The organism is Streptomyces sp. NPDC021622, from assembly GCF_040640795.1.
Classification (GTDB): Bacteria; Actinomycetota; Actinomycetes; order Streptomycetales; family Streptomycetaceae; genus Streptomyces.
Genome location: NZ_JBFACK010000019.1, coordinates 158,952 through 175,769 on the forward strand (window position 1 = coordinate 158,952; position 16,818 = coordinate 175,769).

The following is a 16,818-nucleotide window of genomic DNA, read 5'->3' on the forward strand; positions in this document are numbered from 1 at the left end:
CCGGGCGGGTGGTGCCGCTGGCGGGGCGTCGGAGTGCCCGCCGACCGCGAGACGTTCACGGTGGGGGAGGAAGCCGTCCCGGTACCGTGACCTGCATGACTGAGGAGCTCGGGCTGCGCGAGCGCAAGAAGAGGCAGACCGCGTCGCGGATCTGGCGGGCGGCGGTGGACCTCTGCTCCGAGCGCGGTTTCGACCATGTCTCCGTGGCGGAGATCGCCGAGGCGGCCGAGGTGTCGAAGATGACCGTCTTCAACTACTTCGGCACCAAGGAAGGCGTCATCGTCAGCCCCATGGAGGAGCACGTCGGCGACGCCGCCCGCGCGGTGCGCGAGCGCAGGCCCGGCGACTCCGCGGTCACGGCGCTGCGCGAGGCGTTCCTCGAGCAGGTCGCCGCGCGCGACCCGGCGGTCGGCCTCAGTGGTGACCCGCGCGCCATGAAGGTACGCCAACTGATCGGCGATACACCGACGTTGGCGCACCGCATGGTCGTCTTCCACATGCGCGCCCTGCAGCTCCTCGAGGACGCGCTCGCCGAGGAGACGGGCGACCCCTTCCTCGCGCGGGTCGCCGCCGCGCAGCTGCTCGGCGCCCGCAACGCGCTCATCATGGAGAACCACCGCCGCACCCTCGAAGGCGATCCGCTCGACACGATCGCCGAGGACTGCGCCGCCTATGCCGAGCGCGCCTTCGAGCAGGTCGAAAAGGGTCTCCAGGGCTACCCGGGACCGCATTAGGCTCGGCCCCATGCCACCGGCCAAGAAGCGCACGCGTACGTACGACCCCGCCAAGATCCGCACCGCCGTGCGCGCCCAGTTCGGGAACGTACGGGAAGCGGTCGCCGCCCTGGAGCCCGGGCAGCTCGCCCTGCCGACCCGGCTCGGCGACTGGACCGTCCGCGAGCTCGCCGCGCACATCACCATGGCGCTCGGCGCGGTCAGCAGGTTCCTCGCCATGCCGGAGCCCCCGGCGCGCGAAGTGGCCCTGCTGGACTGGCCGTTCGCGACCGCCTCGGCCGCCGCCCAGGTCGACGAGGCGTCGCGGGCCTTCGCCGCGCAGGACCTCGGTGAGCTGTACGCGCGGACCCTGACCGCCTATGACGAGGCACTGGACGGGGTCGCCGCCGGCCGTCTGACGCCGACCCGGTTCGGCGCGATGACCCTCGACGACTTCCTGGTCACCCGCACCGTCGAACTGATCGTCCACACCGACGACCTGAACGACGCCGTGCCGGGCCTCGACGTCGCGTACGAACGTCAGGCCCTTGCCGCCTGCACCCGGCTGCTCGCCGACGCCCTCGCGGTGAAGGCCCCCGGCGGCGCCGTCGAGGTCAGGGTGCCGCCGTTCGCCGTGGTTCAGTGCGTGCAGGGGCCCCGGCACACCCGCGGCACCCCGCCGAACGTCGTCGAGACCGACCCGCTGACCTGGATCCGCCTGGCGACCGGGCGCACGGACTGGAAGTCGGCGCTCGACGAGGCGAAGGTCAGCGCGAGCGGGGAGCGCGCGGACCTGGCGGGGCTGCTGCCGGTCATGAGCTAGCCGGGGCCCGGGAGGGCGGGGGGAACCAGAACCCCCACTTGTCCCGTCACAGCGGCATGCAGAAGACGCGACTGACCACCACCGCCATAGCTCTCGCCGCCGCGGGGCTGCTCACCGCGTGCGGCACCGAGACCGGATCGGGCAACGGCAAGGGCGACGGTTCCGTCGCGTCCGAGCTGCCCATCACCGGAGTGCACTGGAGCGTCGAGAGCCTCACGGTGGACGGCAAGAAACAGCAGGCCCCGGGCGGCACCTACGTCACGATCGACGACAAGGGGAAGGCCAAGGGCAACTACGGCTGCAACGGCTTCTCCGCGGACGTCTCCGTCGACGGCGACAAGGTCGACTTCGGCAATGCCACGTCGACCGACATGGGCTGCGACAAGCTGGACTTCGAGGAGACGCTCACACGCACCCTCGGCAACGGCGCGCTGAAGGCCGAGGCCGACGGGGACAAGCTGACGCTCACCACCGAGAAGGGGGACCGCGTGGCCTTCACATCGGAGCCCGACGCCCCGCTGACGGGCACCAAGTGGACCGTGAACGCCCTCGGCGACGGCAAGGTGACGACCTCCCTGCCGAAGGAGGTGGACGGCAAGGCCCATCTGACCTTCGGCAAGGACGGCACCGTCCGCGGCAACCTCGGCTGCAACACCGTCTCGGCCAAGGCCGATGTGCGGGGCGACGAGATCACCCTGGGCACGCCGCGGAGCACCCGGATGATGTGCGAGGGGCCTGCCGCCGAGACCGAGAAGAAGCTGCTCAAGCTCTTTGACGGCAAGGTGAGTTACCGGCTGACGCACCGGGGTCTGACGCTCACTGCCGCCGACGGCACGGTCATCAGCGCGAATGCCGACCTGAAGACGAAGTAGTTTGTCGGCTGCGGCGCCGTCGTGGCTGGTCGCGCAGTTCCCCGCGCCCCTTTGGGGCGCTTAGCTGCGGCGGCGGGATTTCAGTAGGAACGCGCCGCCTGACGCGAGAAGCAGTGCGCCGCCGATGGAGTAGGCGAGGGTGGTGTCCGCGTTGCCGCCGGTCTCGGCGAGCTTGGTGGAACCCCCTTCGGGGCGGGCGTCGTTGGGGGCTGCCGGCGACGCCACCCCGTTCAGGCTCACCGCCACCGTCGCCGACTCCGCCCCCGCCTTCACGACCTCGACCTTCACCTTTCGCGTCTTGTCCGTCAGCGTCGTCCCCGCCTTCAGGGCGTCCGCATCGGCAGGCGCGTCGCCTCCGGTGGACTCATCGGCGTCCGAAGTCGGGTCCAGGAGAGCGGACTTGGCGTAGTCGCCGCCCGGCACCCGGTAGGCGTGCACGCCCTGGATCTCGCCGTCGACCGTGCCGGACTCGTGCCGCAGCTCCACGACCAGGCGGTCGTCGCCCAGCGGGATGTCGAGCGCCCGGACCCCGCTTCCGCTTCCGTACAACGAACGCAGCGTGTACGTACCCGACTTGCCGACCTTGGCGACCTCGCCACCCGAAAGCCACTTGTTGTGCAGCAGCTCGGGCGAGGTGAGCCCGGCCTCCCAACCGCCGCCGCCCATCGGGGTCTTGTGGCTGGTGCCGTCCTCCTTGCAGCCCGCCCCGAGGTCACCTTCGGGGCAGCGGAGCCGCATGTGGTGGCTGTAGCCGAAGTTGTGCCCGAACTCGTGGACCAGGGCGGTCATCGACATCTTGCCGTCGGCGCCGATCGGCATCCAGGTGGTGCCGCCGCCGACGGTGCCGAGCGCGAGCCAGTCGCAGCCGGCCTTCTCCGAGGGGAAGACGAGCGACAGATGGTCGTAGCTGTCCTCGGCGACGCCCTGCGCGGCGAGGGCCTTCCGCGTCAGTTCGTTGATCTTGCCGGTGTCGCAGCCGGTGGCCGCGAGATCGATGTCGACGGGACCGGTGACGCCGTCGCCCTCGGCGGCCTTGAAGGTGGTCGCACCGCCCGTGACCTCGTTGTAGTACGAGGTGAGGGAGCCGGACGCCCCGAAGTAGTTGTCCTTCAGGGCGGTTTCGAGCTTCCCCGCGTCCGGGATCCGGCTGTCCGTGAAGTTCACCATGGCGACCTGTACGCGCCGCTCCGGCTCGTCGGCGGCGGTGGCGGGAGCGGCGGCTGCGGTCAGGACGGCGGCCACGGCGGCCGGTATGAGGCAGAGGCGCGGGGACGGCTTCATGGGGGACCTTCCGAGTGGGGGTTCGCGCGGGACCTGTAGATCAACTGGGGCGCGCGCGAGGCACGCTAGCGATCACATCGGCCCGCGCGAACCCCCGGGAAGGGTTCTTAGGCCGCGCTTAAGGCTCAGTTCAGGCAGCGGGGTACGAGAACGGCTCAGGCAGCGGGGTACGAGAACGACTCAGGCAGTGGGGTACGGCAGCAGCCCCGCATTCGTCCGCTCCCACGCCGCCTTCAGCTCGGCGAGCAGCTTCGGCTCGCCGGGCGCCCGGTCGGCCTGCTCCCGCTGATCCGCGGCAAGGTTGAACAGCTGGTCCTTGCCGCCCTTGCCCCGGTAGTACTTCCACTCCCCGCGCCGCAGCGCCCGCTCGCCACGCACCCGCCAGAACAGCTCACGCTCGGCGAGCTCCTCGCCCTTCAGGAGATAGGGCGCGAGGCTGGTCCCGTCCAGCTCGTACGCGGGGTTCGGCCGCGCCCCGCCGATCTCCAGGAGCGTCGCCGTCCAGTCGGGCGTGAACACCGGCTCATGGCTGACCTGCCCGCCGTCGAGCCGCGCGGGCCACCGCACGATGGTCGGCACGCGGATTCCGCCCTCCTGGAGCGATGCCTTGTTGCCCGAGAGGGGCCAGTTGTACGAGAAGCGCTCACCGCCGTTGTCGGAGGCGAAGAAGACGAGCGTGTCCCGCTCCTGCCCGGACTTCTTCAGCGCCTTCAGGACCTCACCGATCGACCGGTCCAGGTCCTGCACCATCTCCGTGTACTTCTCGACGGAGCCACCGTCCTGGTGCCAGAGCGCACCCTTCTCGCCCGCCTTGATCCTCCGTACGATCTCGGCGCTCTGCTCCTCGTCGCCGTCCGCGATCCAGGGCCAGTGCGGGGTGGTGAAGTTCAGATTGAGCAGCCAGGGCTTGTCCCCGTGGTCCCGCAGGACGTACTCGCTCGCCCGCTCGGTCAGGATCCGCGTGTAGTAGCGCAGGTCCTTGTACTCGGCATCTCCCTCGTAGAGGTCGTACTCACCGCCGAGCCCCAGCTTGGAGTAGTACTCCAGGGCCCCGCCGAAGTTCCCGAAGAACTCGTCCCAGCCCGACCTGGTGGGCGAGTAGTCGGGCAGATACCCGCAGTGCCACTTCCCGATCAGCGCCGTCGCGTATCCGGCATCCCGCAGCAGCGACGCCAGCGTGGGATGCGTCGGGTCGAGCCCGACGGACTTGTCCGCTATCGGCTCCGCGAGCCCACCCTTCGTACGCCCCGGAAAGCGCCCCGTGTAGAGGCTGAACCGGGTCGGTGAGCAGGTCGCGGACCCGGAGTAGGCATCGGTGAACCGCACGCCCTGGCGCGCGAGGCGGTCCAGGTTCGGCGTCTTGATGTGCGGTGACCCGTAGGAGGAGAGATCCGCCCACCCCAGGTCGTCGCCGAGGATGAACAGGATGTTCGGCCGCTTGCCGCCGGGGCGCCGGGCCGCACGGAAGGGCCGCTCGCGCGCCTCGGCCACGGCGGGCAGCCCCACCGCGGCGGCGGCACCGGCTCCCACCGCGCCCCCGAAGGCGCGCCGGGACAGAGCGGACTGGTCGTACGAAGACATGGCTGCGCTCCTGAAGAGAGGCCCCGCACAGGGGCCCCGAAGAAGGGAAGGAAAGGCGGCTTCAGGCGGCGCGGCGACAGATGGCGCTCGCGACACGGACCAGGTCGACGTGGCGGCGCTCCACAAGGGTGACCGTCGGGTCACCGAGGGGCTGCTGGGGCATGGATCAGGAGCCTCACGGGCGCCCGGGCCCCTGTCAACGCTGCCCGTCGCCTGTTCACACGGACTTAGTACTCAGGTGCGCACAGTCACCGTGTTAACGCTCCGTAGAGGGCCCGTATCCCCAATTCGGACCAGTGGTCGATCTCGCCTACACTCGGTGTCGTGCCACGTGGTGACGGTCGACTCAATCACGATCTGCTCCCCGGCGAGAAAGGCCCCCAGGACGCTTGTGGCGTCTTCGGTGTCTGGGCTCCGGGCGAAGAGGTCGCAAAGCTCACGTACTTCGGGCTCTACGCCCTCCAGCATCGGGGCCAGGAATCCGCGGGAATCGCGGTCAGCAACGGCTCCCAGATCCTCGTCTTCAAGGACATGGGGCTCGTTTCCCAGGTCTTCGACGAAACCTCTCTCAGCTCGCTCCAGGGTCATATCGCGGTCGGTCACGCCCGCTACTCGACCACCGGGGCCTCCGTCTGGGAGAACGCCCAGCCGACGTTCCGTGCCACCGCGCACGGCTCCATCGCGCTCGGGCACAACGGCAACCTCGTCAACACGGCCCAGCTCGCCGAGCTGGTCGCCGAGCTGCCCAAGGAGAACGGCCGCGCGACCCAGGTCGCGGCGACCAACGACACCGACCTGGTGACGGCTCTCCTCGCGGGCCAGGTGGACGACGACGGCAAGCCGCTGACCATCGAAGACGCCGCCATGAAGGTCCTCCCTGACGTACAGGGCGCCTTCTCCCTCGTCTTCATGGACGAGCACACGCTGTACGCGGCCCGCGACCCGCAGGGCATCCGCCCGCTGGTCCTCGGCCGCCTGGAGCGCGGCTGGGTCGTCGCGTCGGAGTCCGCGGCACTCGACATCTGCGGCGCCAGCTTCGTCCGCGAGGTCGAGCCCGGCGAGTTCATCGCGATCGACGAGAACGGACTGCGAACGTCTCGATTCGCGGAAGCGAAGCCCAAGGGCTGTGTCTTCGAGTACGTCTATCTGGCGCGCCCCGACACGGACATCGCCGGCCGGAACGTCTACCTCTCACGCGTCGAGATGGGTCGAAAACTCGCCAAGGAAGCTCCCGTCGAGGCCGACCTCGTCATAGCGACCCCGGAGTCCGGAACGCCCGCCGCGATCGGTTACGCGGAAGCCTCCGGCATCCCCTTCGGCGCGGGTCTGGTCAAGAACGCCTATGTCGGCCGGACCTTCATCCAGCCCTCGCAGACGATCCGCCAGCTCGGCATCCGTCTCAAGCTGAACCCCCTCAAGGAAGTCATCAAGGGCAAGCGTCTTGTCGTCGTCGACGACTCGATCGTCCGCGGCAACACCCAGCGCGCCCTGGTCAAGATGCTCCGCGAGGCCGGGGCCGCCGAGATCCACATCCGGATCTCGTCCCCGCCCGTGAAGTGGCCCTGCTTCTTCGGCATCGACTTCGCGACCCGCGCCGAGCTCATCGCCAACGGCATGACGATCGACGAGATCGCCACCTCCATGGGCGCCGACTCGCTCTCGTACATCTCCATCGACGGCATGATCGAGGCCACGACCATCGACAAGCCGAACCTCTGCCGCGCCTGCTTCGACGGCGAGTACCCGATGGACCTGCCCGACCCCGAGCTGCTCGGCAAGCAGCTTCTGGAGACGGAGCTGGCCGCCGGTCCGGCGTCCACGGCAGCGGCCGACGCGATCCGTCGCCCGTAAGCCACCCGTAGTAACGACACGAAAGCTCTCAATCACCATGCCTGAGACCACTGGTGCCAGCTACGCAGCCGCAGGCGTAGACATCGAGGCGGGCGACCGCGCCGTCGAGCTCATGAAGGAATGGGTCAAGAAGACCCAGCGCCCCGAGGTCGCGGGCCTCGGCGGCCTCGGCGGCTTCGCCGGGCTCTTCGACGCCTCCGCCCTCAAGCGCTTCGAGCGCCCGCTGCTCGCCTCCGCGACCGACGGCGTCGGCACGAAGGTGGACATCGCACGGCAGCTCGGCGTGTACGACACCATCGGCCACGACCTCGTCGCCATGGTCATGGACGACATCGTCGTGTGCGGCGCCGAGCCGCTCTTCATGACCGACTACATCTGCGTCGGCAAGGTCCACCCGGAGCGCGTCGCGGCCATCGTGAAGGGCATCGCCGAGGGCTGTGTCCTCGCCGGCTGCTCCCTCGTGGGCGGCGAGACGGCGGAGCACCCTGGCCTGCTCGGCCCGGACGACTTCGACGTCGCGGGCGCCGGCACGGGCGCCGTGGAGGCCGACAGGCTGCTCGGCCCCGATCGCATCCGTAAGGGTGACGCGGTCATCGCCATGGCCGCATCGGGTCTTCACTCGAACGGGTACTCGCTCGTCCGTCACGTGGTCTTCGACCGCGCGGGCTGGACCCTGGACCGGAAGGTCGAGGAGTTCGGCCGCACGCTCGGCGAGGAGCTCCTGGAGCCCACCAAGATCTACTCCCTGGACTGCCTGGCGCTCACCCGCACCACGGACGTCCACGCGTTCAGCCACATCACCGGCGGCGGCCTCGCGGCGAACCTCGCCCGGGTCATCCCGGACGGCCTGCACGCGATCGTCGACCGCGAGACCTGGACGCCCGGCGCGGTCTTCGACGTGGTCGGCAAGGCGGGCCAGGTCGAGCGCCTCGAGCTGGAGAAGACGCTGAACATGGGCGTCGGCATGATGGCGATCGTCCCCGAGGAATCGGCGGACGCGGCCCTGACGACCCTCGCGGACCGTGGCGTGGACGCCTGGATCGCCGGTGAGATCACCGAGCGCGGCGAGCACACCACGGGCGCGGCCCTGATCGGTGACTACGCAAAGTAAGCCGTCGAGGGCGGTCTCCGGACCGCCCTCAGGGCAGCACAAAACCCGGTCCGGCGTGATGACCACCCCGGACCGGGTGAAGTGCAGTTGCTATGAGAACTGCGAATGCTGCAAGTGCTGCGATTGCAACGAGGTCAAGCGCCGCGGCGCTGCGACGAAGGACCGGACTCGTCGGCAGAGTCGTCGTCCTCGTCGTCGTTATACAGATCCGCGTACTGGGCGTACGGGTCGTCTTCCTCGTCGTCGTCCTCGAACGGCTCGCCATTCGGCGGCTGTTGCGAAGTCGAAGCGCCCAGCTCATTGGCCAGACGCGACAGGTCAGTCCCGCCGCTGCTGTACTTCAGCTGGCGGGCGACCTTCGTCTGCTTGGCCTTTGCCCGGCCGCGCCCCATGGCTCGACCCCCTCGGATATGGGGCTTGGTGACCCCAGAGTCTTGACACGCGTTCATGATCAGGAACGGGCTCTCCGTAGAGAGGCCGGTCCGTAGGGCTTCCACGGTACCTGCTCCTGCGGCCATACGGTACGTCGCCCGCAGGACGCGCCTCGGCGCAGAACCCGCGAGGAGCCCCGTCCTCGCTGGTCAACTGCGATTTTAACCTCTTCTTGTCGGGCGACCCGCCGACGGGGGTGAGTCTTGTCTCGCCGGTACGTCGACGGGGCCCTGTCAAAGCCTCTGCGGGGTCAGCGGCGGCGGGCCTCCGCCATCCGCTGCTCGGCGATCCTGTCGGCCGCGGCGGCCGGCGGAATGCCGTCTTCCTTCGCACGAGCGAATATGGCAAGCGTGGTGTCGAAGATCTTCGACGCCTTCGCCTTGCACCGGTCGAAGTCGAAGCCGTGCAGCTCGTCCGCGACCTGGATCACGCCGCCGGCGTTCACCACGTAGTCCGGCGCGTAGAGGATCCCGCGGTCCGCGAGGTCCTTCTCGACGCCCGGGTGCTCGAGCTGGTTGTTGGCGGCGCCGCAGACCACCTTCGCGGTGAGCACCGGCACGGAGTCGTCGTTCAGGGCGCCACCGAGCGCGCACGGGGCGTACACGTCGAGGCCCTCGAAGCGGATCAGTGCCTCGGTGTCGGCGACGGCCGTCACGGACGGGTGCTTGTCGGTGATCCGGCGTACGGACTCCTCGCGCACATCGGTGATCACGACCTCCGCGCCGTCCGCCAGGAGGTGCTCCACGAGGTGGTGGCCGACCTTGCCGACGCCCGCGACGCCGACCCTGCGGCCGCGCAGCGACGGGTCGCCCCACAGGTGCTGCGCGGATGCGCGCATGCCCTGGAAGACACCGAAGGCGGTGAGCACGGAGGAGTCGCCCGCGCCGCCGTTCTCGGGGGAGCGGCCGGTCGTCCAGCGGCACTCCCGCGCGACGACATCCATGTCCGCGACGTACGTACCGACGTCGCACGCCGTCACGTAGCGGCCGCCGAGCGAGGCCACGAAGCGTCCGTAGGCGAGAAGCAGCTCCTCGCTCTTGATGACGTCCGGGTCGCCGATGATCACGGCCTTGCCGCCGCCGTGGTCGAGCCCGGCCATGGCGTTCTTGTACGACATCCCGCGCGCGAGGTTCAGCGCGTCCGCGACGGCGGCTTCCTCGCTCGCGTACGGATAGAAGCGGGTGCCGCCGAGGGCGGGGCCCAGGGCGGTGGAGTGGATGGCGATGACGGCCTTGAGGCCGCTGGCGCGGTCCTGGCACAGCACGACTTGCTCGTGGCCCCCCTGCTCCGAGTGGAACAGGGTGTGCAGGACGCCGTTGTCTGCTTCGGTCACTGTGGTGACTCCCGGTCGAGTGGCGGCGGTTGGGCGGGCTCCCGTGCGGGTGGCGGGGGCCCGATGGGCATGAGACTAGAGCCTGTCCACCGCCCCGGAGCGCGCAGTGCCGAGGATCACCCTCTCCCGGCGCAGGATGGAGTACGGCGGAGTTCGGCCATGGCACGATTTGCAGTGTTTTCCAGCCGGTGTGCGGGGGAGGGAGCAGCCGTGCCCAAGGTGTCCTCGTTGGTCGTCCCGTACGCGTCCTACTTGCGCGTCTATGAGCCCCTTGCGGCCTTCCCCGAGCCGGAGCGCGGCCGCTGGGAGCGCTACGCGCGTCGCAAGGACCGCCCCTCGTACCAGGACGAACTCCGTGGCTCCCTGGCCGACTTGCTGCCCACACCGCCGATCCCGGTCCCGGTGCACGAGAGCGGCGACGCGTTCGTGGTGGAGGCCGACGGGGTGGTGTGCGTCTGCCCGTGGCGCACCCGGCTGCGCGGCTGGCAGGCGCTCGGGGAGCTGCCGGGGCAGCTGCCCGTGCCGGTCCTCGACGCGGTCCTGCCGCCGGTGGTGCGCCGCCAGACGGCCGCGGACTACGAACAGTGGCTGGCCCGCAATCCGGACGCCCGCCCCTGGATCCGTACGTCCAGGTGGCAGGTCCCGCTGAACTGGTTCGTGCTCGTCGCGGACGAGGAGCGGCAGTACGAGAAGGGGACGGCGGAGTCGCCGCCCGTCCTTCGCTACCGGACGCCGATGGTGCAGGCGCGGCGGCGGGTGGCCCGCGGCCTTCGGACGCTGCGGGACACGATCGAGGAGGGGCCGCTCGTCGACGGGCTCACGGATGTGGGGCGGTGGCTGGAGGAGTTCCACCCGCGCTCGCTGGTGGAGCTCGACTACGGCGGGCTCGTGCACGCCCTGTCGGAGGAGCTGCTCGCCGACGACCACTCCGCGGCGGATGTGGCGGAGGGGATCGAGGCGCTGCGCAACGGCGACGGCGAGGGTGCCGGCGAGGCGTATGCGAGGCTCATGGAGCGGTGGCGCGCGGTCCGGGACCGTCAGTTCTCGAACTGACGCCGGAGGCGCTTCTCGAACTGAGGCCTGAACCCTGAGGCCTTATGGTCTTCCCTATGTGCCGCCTACACGGGACGTAGGTCCCGATCCGGGCTTATGTCTCAAGCGTGACGGACCGCACTTAGCGGGGCCTTGCGCCCATCGCCCCCCCTCGTGCCAAAATAGGACAAGGAGTCCGGGGAGGGCTCCTTCCGCCCATGTATGGGCGGAATACTCGGCATTGCACGCTATGGGGGGTCTGTTGACTCCTGATCGCTCTGTGACTGATCGTCACTGTGGCGTGACTGTCCGCTATGGCATGGTCCATCGGCTTCCGTCGCTGATAGACACCTGGGAGGGCAATTCCATCGGTTTGGCCGACGTGGCTGGACGGATGGTGTAGTTGTAGTGCCGAGGACAAGCCGTTCGTCCTATAACCGACTCGACTCGCGTCCGCCATTTCGGGCAACGCGGGTCAAGGTGCAGAATTTAGAGGAATGAACCGAGAAGGTTCGGTTCTCCGAGGAGGCCGCTCATGACCGCTCGCACCCCTGATGCCGAGCCGCTGCTGACCCCGGCTGAGGTCGCCACGATGTTCCGCGTCGACCCCAAGACGGTGACGCGCTGGGCCAAGGCTGGCAAGCTCACGTCGATTCGCACGCTCGGCGGGCATCGCCGTTACCGCGAGGCTGAGGTCCGCGCACTGCTCGCGGGTATCCCGCAGCAGCGCAGCGAGGCCTGATTTACCGCATAACCGCAGTAACCAGGACGAAGAGCACGACCGCTGCCGGGTCCCCCAATCCGGCCGCAACGTCCGACTTTTAGCTACACGCGACGCGGGTCCCGCCCCAACGGGTCCCACGCCTGAGCCTCATGGGTGAGTCGTTTCGATCGCGCTGGACTCCGCCGGGTCCAGCGCGATCTTTTTTGTGCGCCCTGGAGGTGCTGGTGAGCGGCCCTGTGGGCGGGCTTGTTGGTCTCTGAGGAGTGCCGTTGCGCTACCGACGGGTCGGCTGGGCGGAGGCCGCCCGGGGGCCGCTCGGGGTGGTGCAATTGCACATATTAAATTGACCTGTTGTAGGACGGGTGTAAGTTCCGGGGTTCTGAAAACTTCCTCGGTGACACCCGTCACACGCCGTGACTCTTGTTGCCCATGATGCCTCTGGGCTAGAGGAGCTGCCGGATTCGCGTTCCGCGCCCATGAGTTCAGCCTCCCACCGCGGAGGCGGGTCGCGGGGCGGCTTTGGTCATGCGTTGGGGGGACTTTCGTCCTCGCCGCTCTTACGGCCGCCCTGAGGGGCGGGAGCGGCCTCCAGGGCGAGCCGCTGCAGCCGGTGGCAGATCGGGCAGTGCCGGGTCAGATGGCGGTACCCGGTCGCGGCCGCCAGATGGGCGCGCAACAGGGCGCGCGTCTCGTGCTGTGCGGACATAGCCATGCGCCACCTCCGTACCTCTACGGGGAGCGTCCCGCTCGCTCCCTGTTGTCTGGGGTACCGGCGGAATGTGACGCAGTCAAGGTGCGGGCACGACAACGGGCCGCATCCCCAAGGGGATACGGCCCGTTCTCTTACTGCGGTCCTGACGGGATTTGAACCCGCGGCCTCCACCTTGACAGGGTGGCGAGCACTCCAAACTGCTCCACAGGACCTTGCGTTTGCGGCGCTTTTTTCTGCGTTGCGCTGCGAGAAGAGACTGTACAGCAGCCCTGGCCCACCGGTCGAACTCACGCTGCGCGATGGGCCCGTCACGCCTGGAGGGGCTACGGCGCGGCCGCGTCGACCGCCTTCACGATCCGCTTGTCCGAGACCGGGTACGCCGTGCCGAGCGCGTGCGCGAAGTAGCTGACGCGGAGCTCCTCGATCATCCAGCGGATGTCCAGGACGTCCTGGGGCACGGGGCGGCCCTGCGGCAACTGCTCCAGGAGCCAGGCGTACTCGTCCTGCATCTCGTGGACCTTCTCCATCCGCGAGGTGTCCCGCTGGACGTTCGTCGGCATCTGCTGGAGGCGCCGGTCGGCGGCCACCATGTACCGCATCAGGTCCGGCAGCCGGCGCAGCCCCGTCGCCGTCACGAAGCCCGGCCGGATCAGCGCGTCCAACTGGGCGCGTACGTCCGTGAGGTTGGCGAGCAGCGTCGGGCTCTTCGTCGACTTCAGGCGCCGCTCACAGGCCTGCCAGGCGGCGAGGACCTGCTGGACCTGGCCGACCGTCCGCACCGTCGCGTCGACGATGTCGGCGCGCACCTTCTCGTACAGCTTGCGGTACGACTCCTCGTCCCAGGCGGGACCTCCGAAGTCGCCGATCAGCTTGTCCGCGGCGGCCGTCGCGCAGTCGTCGAAGAGCGCCTGGATGGAGCCGTGCGGGTTCGCGGACAGGGCGATCTTCTGGGCGTTGGTCAGCTTGTCGGAGGCGAACTTGGCCGGATTTACCGGGATGTTGCGCAGGATGAGGCGACGCGTGCCCTTCCACATCGCCTGCTGCTGCTCCGCCTCCGTGTCGAAGAGGCGTACGGACACGGTGCCTGCCGCGGAGCCGTCGTCCACGAGCGCCGGGTACGCCTTCACCGGCTGGCCCGCCCGGCGGGTCTCGAAGACGCGGCTGAGGGTGCCGATCGACCAGTCCGTGAGGCCGGAGCGTTCGACGGCCGCGCCGCCACTGCGCTCGGCCGTCGCGGCAGCCGCCTGGGAGAGGGCCTTGCGGGCCTTCGGGCGGAGCTGGAGCTTGAGGGCCTCCAGGTCCTTGTCCTCGGCGAGCTTCCTGCGCCGCTCGTCGGTGATCCGGAAGGTGATCTTCAGGTGGTCCGGTACGCGGGTGAGGTCGAAGTCGTCCGGTGAGACGGGGACGCCGACCATGCGCTGCAGCTCGCGCGCCAGCGTCACATGCAGTGGCTCCTGCAGGGGCACCGCACGCTCCAGGAACGCCTTCGCGTAGTTGGGAGCCGGAACGTAATGCCGGCGGATCGGCTTCGGCAGGGAGCGGATCAGCTCGATCACGACCTCCTCGCGCAGGCCCGGGATCTGCCAGTCGAAGCCCTCGTCCGTGACCTGGTTGAGGACCTGGAGCGGGACGTGGACCGTCACGCCGTCCGCGTCCGCGCCCGGCTCGAACTGGTACGTCACCCGGAACTTGAGCTGCCCCTGCCGCCACGAGTCGGGGTAGTCGTCCTTGGAGACGTCCCCCGCCTTCTCGTTGATCAGCATCGAGCGCTCGAAGTCGAGCAGTTCGGGCTCTTCCCGCTGCTTCTTCTTCCACCAGGAGTCGAAGTGCGCCCCGGAGACGACCTCTTCGGGCACCCGCTGGTCGTAGAAGTCGAAGAGCGTCTCGTCGTCGACCAGGATGTCGCGGCGACGGGCCCGGTGCTCCAGCTCCTCGACCTCGGTCAGGAGCTTGCGGTTGGCGGCGAAGAACTTGTGGTGCGTGCGCCAGTCGCCCTCGACGAGCGCGTTGCGGATGAACAGGTCGCGGGAGACCTCGGGGTCGATGCGGCCGTAGTTCACCTTGCGGTCGGTGACGAGCGGGACGCCGTACAGCGTGACCTTCTCGGTCGCCATCACCGCCGCCTGGTCCTTCTCCCAGTGCGGCTCGCTGTACGTGCGCTTCAGGAGGTGCTGGGCGAGCGGCTCGACCCACTCCGGTTCGATGCGCGCGTTGACGCGGGCCCAGAGCCGGGAGGTCTCCACCAGCTCCGCCGACATGATGAAACGCGGCGGCTTCTTGAAGAGGGCCGAGCCGGGGAAGACCGCGAACTTGGCGTTGCGGGCGCCCAGATACTCGCCCCGCCCGCCGCGCTGCTTGGGATCGCTGTCCTTCGACTCCTTCACGTCCTTCATCCCGATGTGGGAGAGGAGACCGGCGAGGAGGGAGATGTGGACCTGCTGCTCGGGGGCGTCGTCCTCGTTCAGATGGATGCCCATCTGCTTGGCGACCGTACGCAGCTGCGTATAGATGTCCTGCCACTCGCGGATCCGCAGGAAGTTCAGGTACTCCGACTTGCACATCCGGCGGAAGGACGACGAGCCGCGCTCCTTCTGCTGCTCGCGGACGTACCGCCACAGGTTCAGGAAGGCGAGGAAGTCCGACGTCTCGTCCTTGAAGCGGGCGTGCTGCTGGTCCGCCTGCGTCTGCTTCTCGGCGGGGCGCTCGCGCGGGTCCTGGATGGAGAGCGCCGCCGCGATCACCATGACCTCGCGTACGCAGCCGTTCTTGTCGGCCTCCAGGACCATCCGGGCAAGGCGCGGGTCCACCGGCAGCTGGGCGAGCTTGCGGCCCTGCGGGGTGAGGCGCTTGCGTACTTCCTTCTGCGTCGGGTCGAGCGCGCCGAGCTCCTGGAGGAGCTGGACGCCGTCGCGGATGTTGCGGTGGTCCGGCGGGTCGATGAAGGGGAACTTCTCGATGTCGCCGAGGCCGGCCGCGGTCATCTGCAGGATGACGCTCGCCAGGTTCGTACGGAGGATCTCCGCGTCCGTGAACTCCGGCCGTGAGACGAAGTCGTCCTCGGAGTAGAGGCGGATGCAGATGCCGTCCGACGTACGGCCGCAACGGCCCTTGCGCTGGTTGGCGCTGGCCTGGCTGATCGCCTCGATGGGCAGCCGCTGCACCTTCGTACGGTGGCTGTAGCGGGAGATGCGGGCCGTGCCCGGGTCGATGACGTACTTGATGCCCGGGACCGTCAGGGAGGTCTCGGCGACGTTCGTGGCGAGAACGATCCTGCGGCCCGTGTGCTGCTGGAAGACGCGGTGCTGCTCGGCGTGCGAGAGCCGGGCGTACAGCGGGAGCACTTCGGTGAATCTGTAGTTCTTCTTGTTGAGCGCGTCCGCTGTGTCGCGGATCTCGCGCTCTCCGGAGAGGAAGACGAGGATGTCGCCCTTGCCTTCCGACTGGAGCTCCTCGACTGCGTCCGTGATCGCGGTGATCTGGTCGCGGTCCGTGTCCTCGGAGTCCTCCTCCAGGAGCGGGCGATAGCGCACCTCGACCGGATACGTACGGCCGCTGACCTCGACGATCGGGGCTTCCCCGAAGTGCCGGGAGAACCGCTCCGGGTCGATGGTCGCCGAGGTGATGACGACCTTCAGGTCCGGGCGCTTGGGAAGCAGCTGGGCGAGATAGCCGAGCAGGAAGTCGATGTTGAGCGAGCGCTCGTGGGCCTCGTCGATGATGATCGTGTCGTACGCGCGCAGCTCGCGGTCCGTCTGGATCTCGGCCAGCAGGATGCCGTCCGTCATCAGCTTCACGTACGTGTCGCCGCCGACCTGGTCGGTGAAGCGGACCTTCCAGCCGACCGCCTCGCCCAGCGGGGTGTTCAGCTCGTCGGCCACGCGCTCGGCGACCGTGCGGGCGGCGATGCGGCGGGGCTGGGTGTGCCCGATCATGCCGCGCACGCCGCGGCCGAGTTCCATGCAGATCTTGGGGATCTGCGTCGTCTTGCCCGAGCCCGTCTCGCCCGCGACGATCACCACCTGGTGGTCGCGGATCGCCGCCGCGATGTCGTCCTTCTTCTGGCTGACCGGCAGCTCTTCGGGATACGTGATCGCGGGCAGGCGGCTGCCCCGCTCGGCCATCCGCGCCGCGGCCTTGTCGACTTCCGCCGAGATCTCGGCGATGACGGCGGCGCGGGCCTCGGGCTTGCGGATCCGGCGCGCACCCTCGAGCCGGCGGCCGATCCGGTGCTCATCGCGCAGCGAGAGCTCGGACAGACGCGGGGCGAGGGTGTCGAGGGTGAGGGCAGGCTGCGTAGACATAACGGCGTCCAGGATCTCACCCGCCGCTCGGAGGTGGCGAACCGATTTATCG

General features: G+C 69.1%; 14 protein-coding genes and 1 tRNA gene. 7 read left to right on the top strand and 8 right to left on the bottom strand.

Annotated features, from left to right (window positions below; genetic code table 11):
• The first annotated feature begins 95 nt into the window (after window positions 1–95).
• The 3 genes from AB0G47_RS32680 to AB0G47_RS32690 are packed head-to-tail and all read left to right on the top strand — an operon-like array spanning window position 96 to window position 2,408.
• Complete coding sequence (locus AB0G47_RS32680) at window positions 96–734, top strand: TetR/AcrR family transcriptional regulator (protein ID WP_360777366.1); 639 nt, start codon at window positions 96–98, stop codon at window positions 732–734.
• 10 nt (window positions 735–744) lie between these two features.
• Complete coding sequence (locus AB0G47_RS32685) at window positions 745–1,536, top strand: sterol carrier family protein (protein WP_360777368.1); 792 nt, start codon at window positions 745–747, stop codon at window positions 1,534–1,536.
• Between the two features lie 56 nt (window positions 1,537–1,592).
• Complete coding sequence (locus AB0G47_RS32690; protein ID WP_360777369.1) at window positions 1,593–2,408, top strand: META domain-containing protein; 816 nt, start codon at window positions 1,593–1,595, stop codon at window positions 2,406–2,408.
• A 60-nt stretch (window positions 2,409–2,468) separates the two neighbouring features.
• Here the strand turns inward: AB0G47_RS32690 and AB0G47_RS32695 are convergent, their stop codons facing one another.
• The 3 genes from AB0G47_RS32695 to AB0G47_RS32705 all read right to left on the bottom strand — a co-directional run bounded on the left by AB0G47_RS32695 (window position 2,469) and on the right by AB0G47_RS32705 (window position 5,433).
• On the bottom strand, window positions 2,469–3,689 hold the full coding sequence (locus AB0G47_RS32695) for an LPXTG cell wall anchor domain-containing protein (protein WP_360777370.1): 1,221 nt from the start codon (window positions 3,687–3,689) through the stop codon (window positions 2,469–2,471).
• 180 nt (window positions 3,690–3,869) lie between these two features.
• Window positions 3,870–5,270: a sulfatase-like hydrolase/transferase gene (locus AB0G47_RS32700; RefSeq protein ID WP_360777372.1), complete on the bottom strand. Its 1,401-nt coding sequence runs from the start codon at window positions 5,268–5,270 to the stop codon at window positions 3,870–3,872.
• 61 nt (window positions 5,271–5,331) lie between these two features.
• Complete coding sequence (locus AB0G47_RS32705) at window positions 5,332–5,433, bottom strand: putative leader peptide (protein ID WP_323178604.1); 102 nt, start codon at window positions 5,431–5,433, stop codon at window positions 5,332–5,334.
• Between the two features lie 161 nt (window positions 5,434–5,594).
• Between AB0G47_RS32705 and purF the strand changes: the two genes are divergently transcribed.
• Entirely contained in the window at window positions 5,595–7,121 is a 1,527-nt protein-coding gene (gene purF, locus AB0G47_RS32710) for an amidophosphoribosyltransferase (protein ID WP_135332083.1), read from the top strand.
• A 37-nt stretch (window positions 7,122–7,158) separates the two neighbouring features.
• Entirely contained in the window at window positions 7,159–8,232 is a 1,074-nt protein-coding gene (gene purM / locus AB0G47_RS32715; RefSeq protein ID WP_360777374.1) for a phosphoribosylformylglycinamidine cyclo-ligase, read from the top strand.
• Window positions 8,233–8,366: 134 nt separating this feature from the next.
• On the opposite strand, the gene AB0G47_RS32720 is transcribed toward purM, so the two are convergent.
• Entirely contained in the window at window positions 8,367–8,624 is a 258-nt protein-coding gene (locus AB0G47_RS32720) for a DUF3073 domain-containing protein (RefSeq protein WP_135332081.1), read from the bottom strand.
• 290 nt (window positions 8,625–8,914) lie between these two features.
• The gene (locus AB0G47_RS32725; RefSeq protein WP_360777376.1) at window positions 8,915–9,997 is read right to left on the bottom strand and encodes a Glu/Leu/Phe/Val dehydrogenase dimerization domain-containing protein; all 1,083 of its coding nucleotides are present in this window, start codon (window positions 9,995–9,997) and stop codon (window positions 8,915–8,917) included.
• A gap of 210 nt (window positions 9,998–10,207) precedes the next feature.
• Here AB0G47_RS32725 and AB0G47_RS32730 point away from each other — a divergent pair, with 210 nt between their 5' ends.
• Together AB0G47_RS32730 and bldC are read left to right on the top strand one after the other, a co-directional pair.
• Window positions 10,208–11,050, top strand: coding sequence for a hypothetical protein (locus AB0G47_RS32730; RefSeq protein ID WP_360777378.1), 843 nt, complete (start codon window positions 10,208–10,210; stop codon window positions 11,048–11,050).
• A 514-nt stretch (window positions 11,051–11,564) separates the two neighbouring features.
• The gene (gene bldC / locus AB0G47_RS32735) at window positions 11,565–11,771 is read left to right on the top strand and encodes a developmental transcriptional regulator BldC (protein ID WP_003949541.1); all 207 of its coding nucleotides are present in this window, start codon (window positions 11,565–11,567) and stop codon (window positions 11,769–11,771) included.
• Window positions 11,772–12,276: 505 nt separating this feature from the next.
• Here bldC and AB0G47_RS32740 read toward each other — a convergent pair.
• The 3 genes from AB0G47_RS32740 to hrpA form a co-directional block, all read right to left on the bottom strand.
• Window positions 12,277–12,465, bottom strand: coding sequence for a DUF6274 family protein (locus tag AB0G47_RS32740; protein ID WP_360777380.1), 189 nt, complete (start codon window positions 12,463–12,465; stop codon window positions 12,277–12,279).
• A gap of 137 nt (window positions 12,466–12,602) precedes the next feature.
• Window positions 12,603–12,677 (bottom strand) — tRNA-Asp (locus AB0G47_RS32745).
• Between the two features lie 111 nt (window positions 12,678–12,788).
• Window positions 12,789–16,766: an ATP-dependent RNA helicase HrpA gene (hrpA, locus tag AB0G47_RS32750; protein ID WP_360777382.1), complete on the bottom strand. Its 3,978-nt coding sequence runs from the start codon at window positions 16,764–16,766 to the stop codon at window positions 12,789–12,791.
• Between the last annotated feature and the right edge of the window lie 52 nt (window positions 16,767–16,818).